This window comes from Pseudobdellovibrionaceae bacterium (genome assembly GCA_020635075.1).
Taxonomy (GTDB): domain Bacteria; phylum Bdellovibrionota; class Bdellovibrionia; order Bdellovibrionales; family UBA1609; genus JADZEO01.
Map to the genome: position 1 here is coordinate 175,136 of JACKAM010000003.1, position 19,517 is coordinate 194,652.

The following is a 19,517-nucleotide window of genomic DNA, read 5'->3' on the forward strand; positions in this document are numbered from 1 at the left end:
AAAAAAACTACAACTCGATTCTACTTCCCAGCTTTAGCCAGATCACACATCCATTTTTGCTTTTTAGCTTTGTCTGAGAACCCGATATAGACGGCAGCTTTGTGCTTCGGAGAGTAGAAATAACGTCGTCGAATCAATGTCGAATCGTCCTGCCTAACCGACAAAATAGGGATCACGTCGATGTTGCCCATAGTTGGTGATCGGAATTTAAATGGTGGCCGAACCTCCACTCGGACAACGTCTTTGCCCTTGGGTCCGGTTGCCGTTCCATGATAAACGCCTTCTTTGATCCCGCTAGTTCCCCTAAAAAAATTGTCTCCTGAAATTTGAAATTGAACTGCAGACTGCCCACCCGCCTGAATCTGGTTTGCTAAGCCCGCGTAGACCATCTGCTCGTTGGAGGTAATCACAGACTTGATCTTCTTATCTAGGGTGGAGTTGACAATTAGAGTAGAACCCTGGTTTTCATTGACGACGTAATCGGCAGATTTGCGATCACCTTTGCAATTATAACTCAGCTTGCCACCCTTCTCCAGGAATTCCAGTTTAACCATGGCAGCCTCAGAGGCTTCGGGAGAACTCGTGACTTTTGTCACGTTACATTTATAGGCACCAAACTTTCCCGACCGCTCTTCACTGACATTGACCTTAAAAGCCGGGCTGTACTTGACGGTTGAGGAGGCTATGGTTTTCCCTCCTGCTTTCACGACTGTCGTAATGGGTACCAACTTTACGGAGCCCAAGGCTCCTTTTTCTGTTTTGCCTTCACCGACTGTGCTCTCAATCGTCAATGCCAGCTTTTCAATTCGGTCCCAATATTGAGCCTCCCCCTTGTAAACCCCAGGCTTCAAAGTGGACATGGAGGCTAGATTCCCTTTGACCCCACTCATTTGACCAAGAATCTGGTCCATAGTGATTTCACCAGGCGCCTGAGCCAGGTACTGCCAAAGTTGATAATCCTGACTCACCTCATCGCCCTTCCAATCTTCATGTACCGTGATCATCGAGGAAGATCCTGTCCAGGCATTAACAAAGCGAACTTTGGAGCGCCCGCCACTGCAGGAGTACGTGGCAATTGTGCCAACAGTTGGCAGGTTTGCTTCTGCCCAAGAATGAGCGGCCAAACCAAAACTTAGGATGAATGCGACTAAATAGCGCATAGGACCTACCTCCATGAGGGTTTCAGGGCCATCAGGCCCATAAATTTGTGTCGCTAAGTATCTACATACAGACGTTTATTCATTTTAACCCGAAGAGCAAGGGTTTCTCATCTCCTCCGGGTCCAGTATTTCAAACTGGTTCAAAATCTCAATTTGAGGGGCAAAGATTAGGTGAATTTGTCCTATTGAGACACTCGGTGTTGCAATAAGAAACCCACCTCTCGAACGAGAGGAGAATTTCTCGCTGGTCCCCACAGGGTTTGGTCTCGGTAGCTGATGGCGGCCATCCATTCTTCACCCAGCAAATAACTGGCCGAGAACGTAGAATCCCAAACCCACCGTGCCTCTGAATCCGATGTTTCATTCGAAAAGCTCACTCGCCCCGTTACAAGTGGACCGAGGCTGAGACCCATTCTCCACTTCGTCCCCAATGGACTGTAGCCTAATCCTATAGAACCCAAAGCCTGAGGCCCTGGCGAGATCAGAACAGATTCACCTCGTAGGCTAAAGCGCCGGGCCCACAAGTATTTCCACTCAGCATTTCCATGCAAATCCCAAAGCCCCATCACCTTGACGAATGCCGCTCCTAAACCCAAACCATAAAAGCCCTGTCCACTAATTGAGGATAAAAGTGGATCATGAGCTTCATAAATAGATTTACCTGTAGGAGCTGAAATTCTAAGGTAAGCAAACCCACGCGGTTGCCATGGGGAATAGGTGGTCTCGGGTAAAAACTCATAGCTGGACAGCACAGAGACATCCCCTAAATCCGTCTGCCAGCCTTGCTCCGCTCCGGCCACAACTTCCCGGCTGAGAACCGGAACACTCATTGAGGCCTGAAATGCTTCGGAGACCTTAAAAGCACTGGTGAGGCTATAGGTCCGAATATTGTCCCTCTCCTGCGAACCGCGGGTGCGAATCTCACCTTCTCTGTTGGCATCGGCAACTGTCCACTGCCCCCTCATCCCGACAGAAAATTGAGCCTTGGAATCGGTGGTGATCACAGCGGGGAAGTTCGTTGCCCCCCCACAGCAGGAACTCGACTGCGCACGGATAGGCCCTGCCAAAAACAGCCCTAGACCTAGGGCAAGTTTAAATGTCGAGATTCCAAACATACTCATCCACCAATTGATCTTGGTCCATCAACTGAATGTGTAGATCCCACCTGCCAGACAAAATGAACCAAAGATTATGTAACACATTTTCCCCGGAATTACCAAAATCAATGCGGATTTGTGTTTATTTAGCGAGGATCAGTCAAGGCTGATTAGCTCCGACCGGTCGAACAAGATTCACAATTGGACTCTGGGCCCAATTCAATTTCGAGGGTGGAATGGGTGATGCGAAACTTCTCGCGCAAGACCTTTTTTGCCGCGACCTTGATTTGCTCCAGTTGATCCAGACTTTCAGCATTGAGAACGAGATGTGCCTCGATGGAGCGAAAAGCTTCATGAAGCTGCCAAATATGAATATGATGAACATCGACGATAGGCCCCACCATTTCCAACTCCGCACGAACTTGGTTCACGTCAATGTCAGGCGGCACCCCTTGCATGAGAACAGAGAGACACTCGCGAATCAGGAAATATGATTGATACAGGATGTAGACCGATATCAAAACCGTTGCTACCAGATCCACCCAATACCAATTCATCAGCAAGATTATTGAACCAGAAATGATCACCACCACTGACGCCAGGGCATCTGACACATTATGCACAAAAGCTGCCCGTATGTTGACGCTGTCCTTGGCCCCTTTAAAGGTCAAAAGCGCTGTGATGACATCGACCACCAGAGCCACTCCCGCCACAGCAATGACCACCCATCCGTCAATGGGCTGGGGGTGCAGAAAACGATCAACGGACTCGTACAGCAGATAAAGTCCGACGATAACCAGCGTCGTGCTATTTACCAGTGCACCCAAGATTTCTGCTCTACCATAACCGTAGGTCATACGCTCGGAAGCAGGGAGCCCAGCCACCTTGCGGGCAAACGCTGCGATCGCCAAGGATCCGGCATCGCTGAAATTGTGAACCGCATCTGCGACCAGTGCCAATGACCCGGACATCAAACCACCGACTAATTGAACTAGGGTCAACACCACATTGATAACAACTGCCCACACCAACTGACGGCCGTGCAGGTCGTGATGGTGATGGTGGTGATGTCCAAAGCCGGACCCATGTCCATGGTCGTGAGAATGCTGATGGTCGTGGCCACATTCAGAAGTCATAAATCCTCTTGTAAGGGGCTTTGGAGTTGGGGTCAATCACCGCTTAAAACTCTGCCATAAATTGACCAGCTCCGCCCTCCCAGGCATCAGACTTGGAAAAGTGGTCGAGATCAAATGTTGCCAATAGACGCAAATAGAGAGACCGGCGGGGTTTCCACTCCCAAACCCAATTCAATCGATGTTCATAGGCTTCGTTCTGATCAAGAGATGACCTTAAGGCTTTGGGCCCCTCTCCTTTATGATAGGTCACCTCGTATCCCGCCCACAGCCAATGCTGGTTATTGATCGGCAAATAGGTCCAAACATAGGGAGAGTGGTCACGAGCCTTCACCTCTCCCGTCGAGGTCTTTAGTCGTCGATCTTCATAACTGAAACCCAAATGCAACCGGTAGGCATGAAATTGACCTTCCCATCGTACTCCGCCGCGATCTGTCCAGGCTTGCTCGGAAATCTGATAGGCTGAAAGTGATCCCTGACTCTCGTATTTCTTGGTCAAATGGGCATGCATAAAAATGTCCATGTATTCATGACCCAACCTCTCCAGCTTTAGCTGCCAATGACTTCGGGAGAAATCATAAAGCCGATCTTCCTCAGGAATCTTCCAGCGCATAGGTTTCTCCTGCCGCCAAGCCCCCTTGACCAACCATCCGCTACCCAGGTCCTGTTCAGCCAATACCCCATAGGCGGCCGGTTGGCGAACAAATCGATCTGCCTTCTCGTTCCGCTGATTGCGGGAAAAGTCCACAGCCTGATAAAAGATTCTGGCCTTAAATGGACCCACCGGAGAAAAATCAAGGGCCACGCCAACATCATCTTCCGACTTGTGACTGGATGGAGAACCGAACAAAGACCAGGACCAATACTCGTTGAGTCGAAATGCCAATTCCAGAAAGTAAGAAGAAAACTGATGATCAAAATCCGATTGCTCAATTAGAGAAAAGCGAAATTTCACGCTTTCATTCAAGTCCGTGACCAACTTTACCTGATGATAATTGAGGAACCTTTTGCTACTGAGACTCCCCAAAGCCATACGGTAACCCTGTTGGATCAGATTCCACTCCTGATCCATGGCCAAGGGGAGACTATAAGTCAGATGATCCGATACGTATTCTGTATCCCAATAGGTTGCGACATCAAGCCCTTCACCCTCCACCTCGTTCCAGGACAATAGATCGGGTCGCCACTCTTCCGCCCAAACCGGCGACAAATAAAGAAAGGCCGATACAAAAACGAACAGGGCCATTCTGACGAACTTCACTTGCCCATTCGCAAAGGCTTCGTTCTCACCGACTGGCCTTGGTTCGCTTTTCACTCTTACCCCCGGGGGTGACTTGTCTGTTGACCCATTGCATTTTGAATCAGTCCTGACAAAAGTCAAACCCTGACCTACCCATTTTTGCTGATAGTCTCTATTCTGATAACAGGGGGGAAGGTGTCGCTGTGGCGCAGATTTTGATCTTTGGGGATGTGACAAATGTCCACGGATTTGGCCGGGAGGCCGGTGCTGTCAAGATTGCCAGCGTCCTGAGGGCAAGTGGTTACAAATGCCAGGTGGTCGATTATTTCTCGGATTTCACGTTTAGCGAACTACAGACCGTTTTAGATTTGTATGTGACAACAGAAACTCTGTGGGTCGGATTTTCCACCACACACTTTGCCCAAGCTATGCCCGCAGAAAGGCTGTTGGAACTTGAGTCAAAAGCCAACACCCGAGTCTTTGAGTTCTCCAGGGAGTGCAAATACTTCCCCTTCGATGATCAATTCATGGAAGAGGTCTTTGCAGAAATTCGCCGACGAAATCCCAATTGTCGGATAGTCGTGGGTGGTTTTAAGGCAGGCTACACTCAGGACTTTCCCGGAGTTGACTATTGGGTCGTTGGCGATGGGGAGGGCGCGGCCCTGGCCTTAACGGCTTCTTTGGTCGGGACCAATACATCTCTTAAGACCAGCCCGGCCAAAAGCGGACAGATCCTCAATGGAAACCATGATTACCCCTGTATCCAAGAGTTTCCCAACTTCGGTATGTTGTGGGACGGAAGTGATCACCTCCAGTCCAATGAGTTTTTACCAGTCGAAATCGCCCGCGGGTGCAGCTTCCGCTGTCGATTTTGTAATTACAGCCTCACCGGAAACGGCCAAATTTTGCGGAACATGGACTCGCTACGCGACGAGTTTCTGCGTAACTATGAGATGTATTCGATAAAGGGATACCTTTTTGTCGATCATATGGTGAATGATTCCGTGGCAAAACTGCGCGACCTGTGTGAAATGATCAGTCGACTACCCTTTGAGATCGAGTGGTCGGGTTTTTTGCGGCTCGACCTTATTCATAAATATCCCGAAATGCGCGATCTCCTCCTAGGCTCAGGGTTGCGATCAGCACAGTTTGGTATTGAAACTCTTAATCCCAAGGCACTGAAGGCCATTGGCAAAGGGCTTGCTCCCGAAAAACTGATTCGCACCCTACAGTTTTTGCGCGAAACCTGGAAAGATCGAGTCGTCATGGGTACCGGCCTCATAGTTGGTCTCCCCGACGATTCCTGGGAGAGCATCGACGAAACCATCGACTTTTTTCTCGATCCAGATGCCCCAATAGATTCTGTCATAGTTTCACCCTTGAGCATCCGCAAATACGACCAAAAGTGGACGAGCTTCCAGAGTTTTTCTGAATACTCTCTCCATCCGAGAAAATATGGATTTACTATGACCCCGGATGGCTGGGAAAGTGACATCTTTACCCGCACCAACACGGTCGAGTATGTCAGACGACTCTACGCCTCGTCCAGATTTCGCCAAAAAAAGCGCTTCGCTGACTATCACGGGTACTCGCGCATTCGGTCTCTTGGCTTTAGTCACCATGAAATTTACAACAAGTCGATTTCCGACGTTGAGTTTATTCGCCAGGTGAGTCAGCGCAAGGGAGTTGCCGTCAACCATTACAAACAACAAATACTGAATGGACATGCAACTCCTCAAGTGAGGACTCCCTCCATGAGCAGGGGGTCTGGATGAAGAAACCTGAAACAACCCGAGTCAGTGCCGATCTTCCCAAAGGCCAGGATGTCCTGCTTGTCATTTCACCCATGCTCTACAGTTTGGCCACTGGTCCCCTTATGGCTCCTGCCTTACTCAAATCCTTTCTAGCTCGTGCGAATAAAAAGGCCCATTGCGTGGACTTGAACCTTGAGCTTTGGCACTACCTTGAACGCGACTCCAGCCTATTTTCTCTTGAGCCCCATCCGATGATGAGCGACCAATTGTACGCCGAGTTTTCTAAACAGCACCACATTGAGGACTTTGTAAACTATTGGGCTAAGACATTCATTGATGCGCAAGCCAAGTGGGTTGGTTTTTCCGTTCACGACAAACGCACGGAAAGACTTACCAAAGAGTTTTGCCGTGCCATTCGAAAAACTTGTCCTGAACAAAAAATAATTGTCGGCGGCAGTCAGGTCCAATACTGCGGAGCCCCGATGTTCAAGGAAGGTCTAATTGATGATTACCTTGTGGGTGAAGCGGAAGAAGCTCTGTTAGCCTTAATAAACGGACACCCCCCGGTTCTTGGACTGACTCTTGCTAAGTTTGGCGAGGCACGTTTGGACCTCGTGCCTGTCTCTGATTACTCCGATTTCCCTCTTCAAAGCTATCCCAATCCATCGCCTGACCCCCGCGAAAACATCATGGTCAGCAAGATTCACGGCGGTCAGCTGGGGTTGGAGTATCTGTTTGTTCAAGGATCACGAAGTTGCATTTGGCACTGTGATTTTTGCCATGTACGGGTAACAAAGGGAAGCTTTCGCCAACGTCCGGCTGACGAATTAGCAGGTGAATTGTTCGCCCAATACCAAAGACATGGAATCAAAAAGTTTGTCTTTGCCGACAATCTTCTCAACGCCAATCTCAAACACCTGGACCAATTCTGCGACCACCTCATTCAGCTCTATGATCGGTATGGAGTTGATCCATTTATGTGGGAAGGCTTCTTTGTCGTTCGCGGAAATAGTCAGGTGGATACAAATTACTTTAAGAAGTTAAGGGCAGCGGGATGCCACCGCCTCCACTTTGGCATTGAATCGGGAAGCCCGGATGTGCGCCGACACATGGGCAAGCGGTTTTCCAATGAGGACCTCCTCTTTACCCTCAAACAGTTGAAGCAGAACAACTTGACCTGTCGTTTGATGTTTTTTGTCGGTCATCCTTTCGAGGAGGACCCAGATTTTGATCAGACCCTAGACCTCATTGGCCAACTGCAGCCCTACCGGGATACTATATCCCACCTGAATATTGGCCATACAGCTTCAGTTCTGCGCAACTCGCGCCTAAAGAATACGCTTTCAAATCAAGAAGTCTTTATCGAAAAGGATCCGCGATTTGGTCAAACCGAGTTCTACAATGAGTTCAAACTTTGGCGTTACCAGGAAAACACCATTGAACTCAGGGTGAAACGTCATGCACAGTTGCGCCAACAGGTGTTGGATCTCGGGTTTAATTTAGAGGACCCTTTACAGGATAAGCTTCCTGTTATTGAGAAGTTGATTGTTGATTGCCAGACGGACGCGACGTCCCTTGAGCAGGCTGTAGGTCATAAATAAAAAGCTCGGGCTTGGACTCAAATCCCTGACCACGAATCTTAGAGTAAAATGGAACAGCCCCTTGGGGTGAGGCTTTACCCTCTTGGTACTCCTCCTCATAGCCAACCAAATCCAAAACCTCCCGACTGCTTTGGACAAACTCACCGGAAAGAGCTCCCTTCTGCTCCAAAACAAGGCTGGCCTTTTCAATTCTCGCCTGGATTTCCTCAGCCTTGGGGTGTGCACTCCCCTTGCCAAACTTGACCTTGAGCATTTCCAGGGATTTCTCAATGGTCTGTGGCTGATTCCCTTGGTACTTGGTCTTTACAATTTCCGAGCGACCAGACTTCAATACTGACTCCACGGCATCAACAGAAACAGCGAGGGTCAGAGCTCCGGATTGATCGGTCACAGTTTCTATCCTTCCCTTGTCCACATAACTCAGGATAATCGAGTCTGGCCCATAGATCGGGATGGGTGGGTTTTTATCCAAATGTCCGCGCAGCTCTCCTTTGCGTTCCTGGGGACTCAAAAGGCGGATCGCAAATGCCTGTTGAGCAATCAGGAAACTTAAAATCGTAATACAAACTATTGTCGATCGCCTTGACGTTTTCATTTCCTTTTCCTCAATTGATCCCGGCGCTGAAAATAGTGAGCCCTGACCTTTTCCTGAGTAGGGGGACTTAAATAGCTCATGCACTTCTTTCCGCATGTGATCATGTGATGAAGGCAAGAGTCTGTATCCCAGTTGATGGCACAAAAGTACTGGACAGCACGGCGCACTCGCACCTGATCAGCAGGACTCATTTGATTGTAGGCATCCTTGCGATCCGTCGTCACCAGCCAGTGGGTCGATGTAGGGCCACGACCTTTACTCGCCGAGGCGGTACTCACGGACTGGTGGTATAGGTTTTGAAGATGTGGAAAGTAAATGTAGCCGATGGCGAGAATCACCACGACGAGAATTCCAATTTCAAGTTGTCTTGATGTCCGCACCCTGTCAACCCTTGCCCAGTTTCCACACTATTGAACGCCACCCGTGCGTTCGCCCCACTTACGGATAAAAAATCGAATCCGTACCCTCAATTTTGTCCCGGCTCAAATCAGCTCTCATCTGAGATACGTCTCTCCACTCAATGACTGGCGTTCGACGGTGATGAGAGCCTGCGTACTTAGCCGAGTCATTCGAGATAATCACCGGATAGCCTTCAAGTGTCGTCACATAACCAGCTCCAGACGAGCCACCGTCGCCAAACGAGTCGGTGTAAAAGTGGCCTGTCGAGCGGTCGTAGCGCAGCTTCCCATTGCTCCAAATGGGTCGATAGTAACCGTCACGCGCTTGGCTCGCCGGATAGTGAACCACCTGCACGTCCTGACCATCCACTGATTCGAACACCTTAGGAGAACAGCGCAAGAAGTAATCTTCTGGAATGCATCCCTGCCTCACACTGGTGTCTCTAGTGGCCACAAAATAATTAGTCTTAACGTGAGCCGGGTTGTCCAGGTTGCACAAAACCGTATCATGATGGGTAGGGTTGTAGCCCTGGGGACTGTAGCGATCATTGCCCATACAGGTCGCCGTCGTCTGTTGCATCTTTCCGTCTGCATCTTGAAACCACAGACTGGCTTTGCCTCCGTTGGGATCAAAACAATGGGCTGCTGTAATTGCCTGAGAACCGTCGCCAAAGGCTGTTCCAGAACAAGTACCGTCAAAATTCCCTTTTGCGTCTTGAGTTTGCATAAACCCATAGGCTTGATCCACCTCAGATGGAGGTCCAATGTCCGCCAAGTCCCTGTAAGCTGGATTATCCGAGGCATTGTACTGACATTGCTCAAGCCCCTCTGTATCGGCATAGCAGACAATCTGGTGCCTGGGCGCGCTGTTAGTCACCGCCTGCCGTCGGCAATCCAGAGTCTTGCCGGCCGCAGCTCGGTAGTCCTGAGCCTGATTCCCCAGACAGGCATGAACCTCGCCTAGGTTCTCTGTGCAAATCTCCTTGTAGACCGCCTCACTCGATTGGATCTCCGCACTCAGCATATCCTGTAGAGTGAGATCAGCCATACTGGTAGCGGCTTCCTGAGCTTTAAACAGCTCTTGTCGTTTTCCCTCTATGTACTGTTTGCAATTGCTCTTGCAGCCCGTCTCAATGTAGTGATTGCACAAGTAGGCCCGTCTATTGGCATCGTTGTAGGCCCGGACATATTGTTCGATCTGACTGTCAAAACTTCCCTCAATTCCGGAGCCAGCCTGAGGTGGAGCATAATCAAATTGAATAAGCTTACACAGATCCTGATCCGGATTCAGACAACATTGAATCGCAGCCTTGGCGTTGGTGTTACAGTAGTCGCCATTACTCGCATTTGGTTTGAGTTGTTTCAGACGCTGATAAAGTCCGTCTTCAGTTTGCGGGCAAACGCTTCCCATGTCAGATCCAGGTCCACCAATGTTGCTGGAACAAGGAACGGTTTCCATGGGTTGCCAACTGGCCGCCAAAGCCGGCGCCAGGGTTAGACAAACCGTTAATAATGCTGAGATAAATTTGTTGCCACAGGACACTCAAAACTATCGGTTACGCGGTGGATTAACTTGAGATGATTTGGTCGGACCCGTCTCAGCTTGGTACACTTTTTCCCATGGGAAGCCTTGTACTTGTTAAACACGCCATGCCTATTCTCGATGCCTCCAAGCCACCCAAGGAATGGGTCCTCGGCCCAGAGGGCCGGGCTGGCGCCGAGCAACTCGGAAATCACTTTAAAGACCACTACTGGTTTGATGTGGTTTATTCGAGCGAAGAACCAAAAGCCCTTGAGACAGCCCAAATTGTTGCCAAAGTGCTTCAGGTGCCAACCAGGCCCCTTGCGGAGTTAAATGAAATTGATCGCCGAGCCATGCCCATCATGTCGCGAGAAGAACACGTTGAATACAACCGGGAGCTCTTTGTCCGCCGCCATGAAAAAGTGGTGGGCGAGGAGTCTGCGGAGGAAGCTCTGGACCGGTTTGAATTTGGCATCAATTTAATTCTCCTGGGTAAACCTGAAAATGTTTTGGTGATTTCTCACGGCACCGTCATCTCACTCTATGCACAAAAGACCAACCGCTCTTTGTTTGCCTTTGGCATGTGGCAAAAGATGAATTGCCTGGACTACCTGGACTTGGGTCTTCCTGATTTTGATTTTAAAAAGCTTCACGACTTTGGTGCAAATTTGGTCACTCCCTCTTCTGGGAACCCACAATAGGCCCTAAAACCCTTGCCCACAGCTGGACTCGGCCTTCGCTCAGCTGTTCGTTTTCGAGTCATAATATAGAATAAAACAATGAGGTTGGGTTTTGGTTTTTACATTTGTCGTTTGATGACGGTGGTTCTGCTATTGCCCCTGTTGGCACTTTCGTGTGGCGAAGCCTTACCTCTTCATCGTGGCAATAGCTTAGGATCAGCTGTCGGCGGGGAAAGTCCCGGTGCCATTTATTCAGTTAAGATGGTCATTCCCGTCACTGGCTCCGCATCGATTCCCACTTGGAACTTTCCGGGCACCACACCCGTGGATAATGCGGCTAATGATTACCCTTTTAGCCGCCCTCTCATTGACATTAATGAAGCTCCCTTTCAAGACACCCAAACTCCCTTTTACTTTTCATTCTCCTATCCGCCCAACAACTTCAAGATCGCCAATGCCCATCTGGTTATAGACACCGCCCGCGACGGGTCGGACACAGAGGGCATTTTTGTGGACTCGGTTCTCACCGGGCGACCGCCCGCAACCTTCATAAATGACTTCAGCCCGCGAGTGCTTCACGCCCATTGGGTGGGAAATCCTGGTGGCAATCCTGTAAACAGCTACTACATGGATTACTCCCTCACCCACTATAAGCAGAACACCATTAACACTTTCGATCTGGATCTGGAGCAACTCCTCACCCCATCCCCTCTTTCAATCCTGGATATCCTGCAGGATGGCTTTCTTCCTGTGGTGACGGGCGATGACTCGCCCATTTATCAAGCCTACCTGGTGATCAATGGCTACACCATATCGAAGTCCTCACTGAGTTGCGCCACCTCCCCCACGGCTACCTTTGAAAATCATTATCTGCACAATGATGGCAACTCCATTGGCCAGGCCTTTTTCTCCGGCACCGTGGAGGACCCTTTCACCTCCTGGTCGAGTGGCCTTGCTGATACAGTGGAGTACTACTTCGACACCCAACTCCCCTTGGTGAACACGAACAATATTGCTGTCACCACGGCCACGATGACTTTGAATGTACAGCGCACCGCTGGTGCCTCGGCCATCGCCATCAACGGTGTGGCAGTTGGCGAGGCTGGCTTTAACACCAGCAACGCGACTTCGGCCGTCGAACGATGGGAAACAGGGACCAGCTATGTGAACTACTGGAATTCCATTCTTGCCCCCATTCCCACTGACAGCACTCCGACCGCCGTCACCATTGATTTGGTGCAACTGCTGGGCGCCAGTGTGGTGCGCGACTTGCTGGCCCAGGGCAAATTCAACGTGGCAGTTGCGGGTGGCCTTAAGCGTGTCGAGGCCTCCAATGCCACCGTCAACCGCACATTTGGCTCACCCGTGAGTGGACCCGAGTTGAACCTGCAGGGTACTTACTTCACCGAAACCTGTGTCGTTCCCAATGACCCCGATTCTCCTCTACAAGACGGACCAGTGGCTCCTCCTGATCCGGGCGACACCGATCCACCGGAAATCATCTCCGCCCAGGCGACGGAGATCACTTCCACCACAGCTGTGGTGCATTGGCTCACCAACGAAGGGGCGGATACACAGATTGGCTACGGCATTGGTTCGATCTCCCAAACAAGCACTTACGATGCCACTCCCCGGATTTACCACCGGGTGGAGCTGACGGGACTCCAGCCTTACAAGTTTTACTTTTATGAAATCTACACCGCTGATCAAAACGGAAACCCCACAACCAGCAATATGTTGGTGTTTAGGACTCTGCGATGATGATGGTGATACGAATTAACCTCATCTCAGTTTTTCTGGTCCTCACCACCGGACTGAGTTTCTCCGCCTGGGCGGCAGGTAAGGCGAAAAAAGGGGGGCAATCAGGACATAGTATTTCCGGTGGTCTCATGCTGTTGGCTTCCTCCACTCGCCAGGGAGGACAGGGCCCCGAAGGCTCCACGATTCTTAGTCAGCTTGAGTACAACTATCACGGCTCCTGGTGGGGGGCCGGACTGTTTGCTCAATTTGACCAGCAGGGCAAGGTGGAGAAAGACACGGCGGTTGGCCCCAAACTGGAGGCTCACTGGAACATTTTCTACGTGGAGTTTGGGTATATGGTGATCATGAACCGGTCCTTTGTGGATCGCTCCATTGCCGAGCAAACCGGCGATGGCTTTTACGCTGGCGCCGGTGTGAGATTTTCCCTTGGCAAAGGGTCTGGGGGCGGATTTTTCTTTCAAGGAAGTTACAAATACCGAACTCAGAACGTGAAAAAGCAAGATGGCATTGCCCTGAGCGATCCCATCACGCAAACAGACGGCTATCCGCTGGCGGGAATTGGCTATCGGTTTTAAAGGGTCATTGATTTGGTCACACGCTTTTTGTTGTTAGCATTCACTCTCTCCCTACTTCTCCCACTGGGGTGCGGACGAAGCGCGTCCAAGTTATTGCGCCAGGGACAGACTCCGGTGTTTGATTTTCCTCTCTATCTCAGTGAGGGTGCTAACGGACGGGTTTTGAAGTTTGACCGCGATGGGCAGCGAAGCGTGCTGGTGAGCGGCCTCAATAATCCGCTGGGAATTGCCACTGACAGAGCCAACAACCTTTACGTGGTGGAAGAAGGCAACAACCGACTACTGAAAGTGGATGCCGCCTCCGGCGCCTACTCTGTTTTTGCGACCGGCCTTGATAGCCCCAGCGTGGTGGCAGTTGATAGCTTTGGCGAGGTCTTTGTTGTCCAACATGGCACTGCCCGCAATGTCTTGCGCATCAGTGGCGACGGGAGCACCAAAGTCATCACCTCTTTCTCGTCCCCTTATCTTCCCACATCATTGGCCTTTGGCGTGGAGGACCTGATGGTGGTGGGGGTGGACAACACCGGAAGCGCCAGTGACTACGTTCAGTGGGTCAAGTCCGGCACACAAGCCAATATCAATACGCCGACCAACATCAGCACCGATGCCACTGGACGCATCTATGTTTCAGAAAACACAGTTTCCAATTCGCGGATCTACCGTTTTCACCAAAGGGGCGAAAGCGGTGCCACCGTTGTGGCAGAAGGACTCAGTGCTCCCTCGGGGATCGCCGTTGATCCGGTCGGCAACATCTATGCCGTCGAACAGGGGAACGCCCGCGTGGTGCTCATTGATATCGCCGGCCAACTTTGGGAGTGGGCGACGGGGGTTATCGACCCTCAGTACCTGGCCTTCACTCAATACTAGGAGTTAAAATGAAAACTACTTTGAAAACTCTGCTTTGCCTCCTTGTATTTGCCCTATTTGGTTGCGTCACCCCTGAACCCGCACAACCCCCTCCTCCAGAAGACCCATACCGCCCCGACAGAATTGGTGGCGATGCCGTCCGCGCTATCCCAAAAAAGCGCCGAGTTAACATGGACAGCCTGCAGGAGGCTCTGCGCATGGGTCGCTCCTTTGACAATTTGGGATTCGAGGAAAAGAGATTTAATACCTGCAAAGTTGGATCCGGCTATTCGGACAAGTACAACTGTGAGAATTTATATTTCGCCGTGCTTCACTTTCGCTTTCAGTGTCGGGACAGTGAAGGCACTGTGGAGTCCGTGTCTATGGCCAGTCTTTCGCCTCTGTCATCCACCCGTCTGGAGTGGAAAGTGGGATTGTTTGAAGGTCTGGTCACCACAGATCGGGATGGCTTTGGACAAATCCGCTTTATCTCACCCGGCTCGTCCCGCAATCAAAGCCTGCGCTTCGTGGCGCGCCCCAACTCAATGCGCCTCGGAGTGGGCGACGCCCGCCGAATCATTGCCCCCAACTACTGGTGCCGCCACTTTCAATAAGACCTTGGGCGTATTGGCAGAGGCCGGAGACTACGGAGTGAAAGAAGCCAGAGGCGACGACCTTTTCTTCACCAAACTGGGATTTTAAATGTTCCTGAATGCAGAAAAGCTTGGAAGTTCCCCCGGTGCAGTAGACCAGATCAATGTCCTCAGATTTGAGGCCTGATTGTTTCATGGTCTCCTCTAGGCAATCGGTGATTTGCTGAATCTTGGCGTCGATCACCTGATTGAAGCGCGATCTCCCTTCGGTGAACATTACGTCGACTTCTGGATAGACAAACGAAAACTCACTGGCGGTGGAGTCCGAGAGTCCCCGCTTGCAGCGGTCCACGGACTCATAAAGTTCAAACCCCAACTGGTCCTCAGACAATACCATGAGATTGTTGAGGTGGCGTTGGTCCTCCTCCGACAGAGCCATGTGGCGAATCTGGCGAAAGAACTCGTAGTGATCACCTTTGCGCATCTGCACGATATCAGCCGGTGAACACAGGCAGTCCTTCAGCACGGGCGGCATTTTAAGAATATTGTTGCTACCAGGGTATCGATAGCGAACGTTTGCTCCAAAGTATGGGGACACCTCTTCTTCGACGAATCTACCATCGATCAGGTCACCGGCAATGGACACTCCGCCAAGAGCCAATAGATCTTCCTGGCGAAACTCATCAGGACCAATGCGAATGACGGTGAAATCAGAAGTTCCACCGCCTAAATCAACAACCAACACATTCTTGACTTCAGTCAGAGTCTTCTTCATGTCAAAGGCGGCCGCAATGGGCTCAGCCAGAAACTCCACATGTTTAAAACCCGCAAACTCAGCCGCCTTCTTAAGGCGGTACTCGGCCATTTTGTCTTCCGTTGGATCAAAGGAAAACTTTGCCGGACGACCGAGAACCACACTGGTCACATCCAGGTCCAATCTTTCATTGGCCCTTTTGCGCATTTCCAGAAGAAAAAGTCCGATCAAGTCCTCAAGCCTGACCACCCGGTCTTCGATGTAAGAACCCACAAAACGGGTGGACGGCAGGTACTTTTTTACCGAACGGATCAGTCTCCCCTCGCCGTAGTTTTGCGCGTACTCGGTCACTGCCTTTTGCCCGTAAAAGCACATATCCTGGTGGGGAAAATACAAGACACTGCGAAAGACAGTAGGGTCCTCGGCCTCCTCGTCCAAGGGAATGGGATCGAAAACACGATCCTTCGTTACATATCCTAAGAGAGAGTTGGATGTGCCGTAATCAATGGCGTAAACAACCCCTTCAGAGCGTGAAACACGTTCCGACATATAGTCTCCTTTTAATTTTTTTGAATGGCCTCTGACCCCATTCTCCACAACAAAAAAATCTTTACAAGCTAGTTTTTTTTGCGCAAAATCGGGTAGCCCTAAAGAATGTGAGAAATTCGTGCTTTTTAATCCCAAACATTTAATCCCTGCTCTTCTCCTTCTCTCGGGATGTTCTTCCACACCCAAACATCAAGCTGATCCCAGGGACATTAAGAGATGTGCGGAAATTGTGGAAAAGGCCGCCCTCAAGGCCCACCTGGGTGACCCACCACGACTGGATTACATGATTTTGGGAACCAATTATTTGGGACTCGCCAACCGCAGACTGGGTGGCCTACGCCTTCACGCCTATTCTGTCGAGATTTCCGACGAAGCCGATGGGGCTTTGATGGTGGTGATGACAGAAATGCCCGACTGTGTGGTCCATTCCACGACTTTCACCACCCACGCCCTTAAGAATTAGCGATCTTTCTTCAACCAAGAGTGGAATAGCCAGGCTGTTGTTTCAACATGCTTCGCTCTGTCTTCCTCACCAAAATTGATCTGGCTATTAATCTGTGGCTTCGCTTCCGGGACAAATGCCTTGGTTTTATCCAGGACACAATTCACTTCGGCCACAACATTCCGAAATTCGGGACGCCTTTCTCCGTAATCCAGGTTGCGGTTAGCAACCAGAGTGGGTTTCAGTCGACAAAGGTAAGATCCCTGGTCTTGTAGGCGAACAAAAAAGAAGGCTTCCTGAAATGAGAAGGCTCCGCCGCCAAAAATGTATCCTGCCCCACTGACTGGAGTGCTCGCCTGAGGGATGATTTCCACCTCACTCAGTTCCAATATCGAATAGCTCGTCTTGGCGCCGACAAAAAGACTCGATCTCACTGACTCTCGAATCTTGCTCGCCAATTCCTTCTGCCTGGATGCCAGGGCTTCTTGGGACTGATTATCAACCATGCTCACAAATCGGGCCTGCAAACACTTGGCATCGCAAGCCGGATCAGCCGCCCGGGCTGTGAGGGACAAGCCAAAGCACAATAAAATCAGAACAAAAAGATTCACCATTGGGGTCCTCCGGGACATTCGATCTCAATCATATTGAACACGGGTATGAGTGCAGGGAAGGTGCCATCCCCGCTCCTCCCAAGAGGCCCTCAGAACGAGGATAACCGTGCCCCGCCCTCTAAAACTGTCAAAATTGATGTGCTGAGGCCCAATCTGGGCACTGATCAAATGACCCGGTCGTTGCCACCATCGATGGGAATTTGCGCGGCTGTGGTCTTCGCAAACGTTGCTCCTGCCATGGTGGAGACCAGACGGGCTACGTCTTTCGATGTCACTTCCACTTTCATCACGTTGTTGCGCTTGTATTCGTCCACGCTCAGACCGTAACTTTGGGCGCGCTTAGTGAGCACTTCATCTGTCCAGATGCCGGTATCGAAAACCGCATTGGGGTGAACCACATTCACACGAATGCCATCAGCCCCCAACTCAAGAGCCGCCACTCGCGCCAATTGAGTCAATCCGGCCTTGGCCACTGAATAGGCCGCCGCTCCCGGTCCCGGGGCGGGAACATTTTTTGAGCCAACAATGACCACTGCGGGCTCCCATCCATGCTTAAGAAATGGAATGGTAACATGAAGAAGTTTTTCGTGACTGGTGAGATTCACCGCCATGGACTTTTCCCAATACTCATCGCCCATGTCCTCGATGCGACAACTGCTGGGGAAAATGCCAGCGTTACTGACCACCATGTCCAAACCACCAAAGTGGCGAATGCCCTTTATGAGACACTCACGCAGCTGGGCTGTTTGGGTCACATCACAGACCATCCCCATGTATTGAGGGGACTTGATCATCTCGGTGATTTCAGGATTGATATCCAAAGCCATGACCTGGGCGCCACAGGCAATCAGGTCTTCCACGCAAGCTCGGCCAATCCCACTGGCCGCACCACTGACGAGGGCTACCCGGCCTTCAAACTCAGGAGCCGACCCGGCCTTTTTAAGTTTGGCTTGCTCCAACTCCCAATATTCCACTTCAAAGATGTCTTTGGTCGGAAGTGCCCACCAACCGCCAAAGGCGTCAGCCCATTGAATGGCCTTGGTCGTGTGCTGAGAGATATCGCCAATCACCCGCAAGAATTTGGCGTTCTGTCCAACAGCCAACAGCCCCTGGCCGGGCCATACACCCCAGCGGGGCGCCCGATCCAGGCATGAAAGACCATCTGTCTTGTTATCGCTAAAGTATTTTTCATAGCGGTCGGCATAGTCACTTACCAAGGAGTTCATATTCTCACCCTGAACCAAGAAAGGCAGCTGCTTGGTGTGAATCACATGGTCAGGAGTCAAAGGGCCGTGACTGATCTTGCCCGCCACATCTGCGTGCTGAGAAAAGCCAATGGCCTCAGCCGACTGATCCAAACGCACCAACATGGGCTTTCCTGCCACAACTGAAATCTCCTTCCTCAAGGAGGCCAGTCGCAAACACTCGTTCAAACCAAAGCCATTGCCTTGAGAGGTGGCCACCTTCGCTGGAGCGCCGGACTCGTGCAAGTACTGCTCGGCCCGACTCACATACTCGATCATCAGGTCATAACTGGTTTTGGCCGAATCAGAAAAGGTGAAGATCCCATGGTGCATGAGGATCATAGCATCGTAGTTCTGCCATTGAATATCCTGGGTCATTTCAAAAACAGTGCGGGCGAGAATAAATCCAGGCATCACATAGGGGACAAATAGCACCCGGTCGCCAAAGATTTTTTTAAGTTCACTCTCGTTACGCAAACCATTAGTCAAAGTCACCACGGCATCGGCATGGGTATGGTCCACATACTGATAAGGAATCAAAGCATGAAGAATGGCCTCAACCGAGGGCGCCGGTGCTGTCGGATTGGTCATGGCCGCCTTTTGCTCACGGACCATGTCGGTATCACTCAATTTGGTTAGGGTCGCCAAACGCTTAAGAACGCTCAATTTAACCGGCGCAAAACCTTCAGGTTTGATGCTGGCTAGATCCCAGCCACTGCCTTTCACATAGAGGATCTCTTCCTCGTCACCGAAGAAGTTCTTTTCCTTTACCTTCACCGAGGTGTTGCCACCACCATGAAGAACCAAATCATCTGACTGGCCAATCAAATTTGAAGTGTAAGTTCTCAGTTCCAGTGGTTGGCTTGAGCGACTTGCTGGATCCTGATCATTCCAAAGATTGTTCATCAATGCCCCCTACACAAAAAGAACCAGCATTCCCTGGCCCAGTGATGATCTCA

18 protein-coding genes are annotated in these 19,517 nt (G+C 50.7%); 8 read left to right on the plus strand and 10 right to left on the minus strand.

Annotated features, from left to right (window positions below; genetic code table 11):
• Nucleotides 1-20: 20 nt before the first annotated feature.
• The 4 genes from H6624_15270 to H6624_15285 all read right to left on the minus strand — a co-directional run bounded on the left by H6624_15270 (nucleotide 21) and on the right by H6624_15285 (nucleotide 4,705).
• Complete coding sequence (locus tag H6624_15270; protein MCB9085706.1) at nucleotides 21-1,160, minus strand: hypothetical protein; 1,140 nt, start codon at nucleotides 1,158-1,160, stop codon at nucleotides 21-23.
• Between the two features lie 182 nt (nucleotides 1,161-1,342).
• The gene (locus tag H6624_15275; GenBank protein ID MCB9085707.1) at nucleotides 1,343-2,275 is read right to left on the minus strand and encodes a hypothetical protein; all 933 of its coding nucleotides are present in this window, start codon (nucleotides 2,273-2,275) and stop codon (nucleotides 1,343-1,345) included.
• A gap of 152 nt (nucleotides 2,276-2,427) precedes the next feature.
• Nucleotides 2,428-3,393 carry a cation transporter gene (locus H6624_15280; protein MCB9085708.1) on the minus strand — a complete coding sequence of 322 codons (966 nt, stop codon included), beginning with the start codon at nucleotides 3,391-3,393 and terminating at the stop codon, nucleotides 2,428-2,430.
• Nucleotides 3,394-3,436: 43 nt separating this feature from the next.
• Nucleotides 3,437-4,705 carry a hypothetical protein gene (locus H6624_15285; GenBank protein MCB9085709.1) on the minus strand — a complete coding sequence of 423 codons (1,269 nt, stop codon included), beginning with the start codon at nucleotides 4,703-4,705 and terminating at the stop codon, nucleotides 3,437-3,439.
• A 128-nt stretch (nucleotides 4,706-4,833) separates the two neighbouring features.
• Here H6624_15285 and H6624_15290 point away from each other — a divergent pair, with 128 nt between their 5' ends.
• Nucleotides 4,834-6,405: a radical SAM protein gene (locus H6624_15290; protein ID MCB9085710.1), complete on the plus strand. Its 1,572-nt coding sequence runs from the start codon at nucleotides 4,834-4,836 to the stop codon at nucleotides 6,403-6,405.
• Entirely contained in the window at nucleotides 6,402-7,985 is a 1,584-nt protein-coding gene (locus tag H6624_15295; GenBank protein MCB9085711.1) for a radical SAM protein, read from the plus strand. Before H6624_15290 ends, H6624_15295 begins: the two co-directional genes overlap by 4 nt.
• On the opposite strand, the gene H6624_15300 is transcribed toward H6624_15295, so the two are convergent.
• From H6624_15300 to H6624_15310, 3 genes are read right to left on the minus strand one after another with little or no spacing between them, the layout of a single operon-like run.
• Nucleotides 7,915-8,580 (minus strand): hypothetical protein, encoded by a 666-nt coding sequence (locus H6624_15300; protein MCB9085712.1) that lies wholly within the window; start codon nucleotides 8,578-8,580, stop codon nucleotides 7,915-7,917. The genes H6624_15295 and H6624_15300 overlap by 71 nt on opposite strands.
• Nucleotides 8,577-8,960 carry a hypothetical protein gene (locus H6624_15305; protein ID MCB9085713.1) on the minus strand — a complete coding sequence of 128 codons (384 nt, stop codon included), beginning with the start codon at nucleotides 8,958-8,960 and terminating at the stop codon, nucleotides 8,577-8,579. The genes H6624_15300 and H6624_15305 overlap by 4 nt, the downstream gene beginning before the upstream one ends.
• A 58-nt stretch (nucleotides 8,961-9,018) precedes the next feature.
• Entirely contained in the window at nucleotides 9,019-10,437 is a 1,419-nt protein-coding gene (locus tag H6624_15310) for a hypothetical protein (protein ID MCB9085714.1), read from the minus strand.
• A 119-nt stretch (nucleotides 10,438-10,556) separates the two neighbouring features.
• Between H6624_15310 and H6624_15315 the strand changes: the two genes are divergently transcribed.
• The 5 genes from H6624_15315 to H6624_15335 all read left to right on the plus strand — a co-directional run bounded on the left by H6624_15315 (nucleotide 10,557) and on the right by H6624_15335 (nucleotide 14,976).
• Nucleotides 10,557-11,201, plus strand: a complete 645-nt coding sequence (locus H6624_15315) for a histidine phosphatase family protein (protein MCB9085715.1) — start codon at nucleotides 10,557-10,559, stop codon at nucleotides 11,199-11,201.
• A gap of 78 nt (nucleotides 11,202-11,279) precedes the next feature.
• Nucleotides 11,280-12,941 (plus strand): fibronectin type III domain-containing protein, encoded by a 1,662-nt coding sequence (locus H6624_15320; GenBank protein MCB9085716.1) that lies wholly within the window; start codon nucleotides 11,280-11,282, stop codon nucleotides 12,939-12,941.
• Nucleotides 12,938-13,516: a hypothetical protein gene (locus tag H6624_15325; GenBank protein MCB9085717.1), complete on the plus strand. Its 579-nt coding sequence runs from the start codon at nucleotides 12,938-12,940 to the stop codon at nucleotides 13,514-13,516. The genes H6624_15320 and H6624_15325 overlap by 4 nt, the downstream gene beginning before the upstream one ends.
• Before the next feature lie 12 nt (nucleotides 13,517-13,528).
• Nucleotides 13,529-14,383, plus strand: coding sequence for an NHL repeat-containing protein (locus tag H6624_15330; protein ID MCB9085718.1), 855 nt, complete (start codon nucleotides 13,529-13,531; stop codon nucleotides 14,381-14,383).
• Nucleotides 14,384-14,391: 8 nt separating this feature from the next.
• Nucleotides 14,392-14,976 carry a hypothetical protein gene (locus H6624_15335; protein ID MCB9085719.1) on the plus strand — a complete coding sequence of 195 codons (585 nt, stop codon included), beginning with the start codon at nucleotides 14,392-14,394 and terminating at the stop codon, nucleotides 14,974-14,976.
• Here the strand turns inward: H6624_15335 and H6624_15340 are convergent.
• On the minus strand, nucleotides 14,939-16,258 hold the full coding sequence (locus H6624_15340) for an Hsp70 family protein (GenBank protein ID MCB9085720.1): 1,320 nt from the start codon (nucleotides 16,256-16,258) through the stop codon (nucleotides 14,939-14,941). The genes H6624_15335 and H6624_15340 overlap by 38 nt on opposite strands.
• A gap of 118 nt (nucleotides 16,259-16,376) precedes the next feature.
• On the opposite strand from H6624_15340, the gene H6624_15345 reads away from it, so the two are divergent.
• On the plus strand, nucleotides 16,377-16,721 hold the full coding sequence (locus H6624_15345) for a hypothetical protein (protein ID MCB9085721.1): 345 nt from the start codon (nucleotides 16,377-16,379) through the stop codon (nucleotides 16,719-16,721).
• Here H6624_15345 and H6624_15350 read toward each other — a convergent pair.
• Together H6624_15350 and H6624_15355 are read right to left on the minus strand one after the other, a co-directional pair.
• Entirely contained in the window at nucleotides 16,718-17,314 is a 597-nt protein-coding gene (locus tag H6624_15350) for a hypothetical protein (GenBank protein MCB9085722.1), read from the minus strand. The two genes, H6624_15345 and H6624_15350, sit on opposite strands and share 4 nt — an antisense overlap.
• Before the next feature lie 164 nt (nucleotides 17,315-17,478).
• On the minus strand, nucleotides 17,479-19,464 hold the full coding sequence (locus tag H6624_15355; protein ID MCB9085723.1) for a bifunctional aldolase/short-chain dehydrogenase: 1,986 nt from the start codon (nucleotides 19,462-19,464) through the stop codon (nucleotides 17,479-17,481).
• Nucleotides 19,465-19,517 lie beyond the last annotated feature (53 nt).

Coding starts and splice junctions, on each gene's coding strand:
- H6624_15335 (MCB9085719.1), top strand. CDS start 14,392: ATGAAAACTACTTTGAAAACTCTGCTTTGCCTCCTTGTATTTGCCCTA.
- H6624_15325 (MCB9085717.1), top strand. CDS start 12,938: ATGATGATGGTGATACGAATTAACCTCATCTCAGTTTTTCTGGTCCTC.
- H6624_15320 (MCB9085716.1), top strand. CDS start 11,280: ATGAGGTTGGGTTTTGGTTTTTACATTTGTCGTTTGATGACGGTGGTT.
- H6624_15280 (MCB9085708.1), bottom strand. CDS start 3,393: ATGACTTCTGAATGTGGCCACGACCATCAGCATTCTCACGACCATGGA.
- H6624_15355 (MCB9085723.1), bottom strand. CDS start 19,464: ATGAACAATCTTTGGAATGATCAGGATCCAGCAAGTCGCTCAAGCCAA.
- H6624_15300 (MCB9085712.1), bottom strand. CDS start 8,580: ATGAAAACGTCAAGGCGATCGACAATAGTTTGTATTACGATTTTAAGT.
- H6624_15275 (MCB9085707.1), bottom strand. CDS start 2,275: ATGTTTGGAATCTCGACATTTAAACTTGCCCTAGGTCTAGGGCTGTTT.
- H6624_15270 (MCB9085706.1), bottom strand. CDS start 1,160: ATGCGCTATTTAGTCGCATTCATCCTAAGTTTTGGTTTGGCCGCTCAT.
- H6624_15350 (MCB9085722.1), bottom strand. CDS start 17,314: ATGGTGAATCTTTTTGTTCTGATTTTATTGTGCTTTGGCTTGTCCCTC.
- H6624_15340 (MCB9085720.1), bottom strand. CDS start 16,258: ATGTCGGAACGTGTTTCACGCTCTGAAGGGGTTGTTTACGCCATTGAT.
- H6624_15295 (MCB9085711.1), top strand. CDS start 6,402: ATGAAGAAACCTGAAACAACCCGAGTCAGTGCCGATCTTCCCAAAGGC.
- H6624_15310 (MCB9085714.1), bottom strand. CDS start 10,437: ATGGAAACCGTTCCTTGTTCCAGCAACATTGGTGGACCTGGATCTGAC.
- H6624_15315 (MCB9085715.1), top strand. CDS start 10,557: ATGATTTGGTCGGACCCGTCTCAGCTTGGTACACTTTTTCCCATGGGA.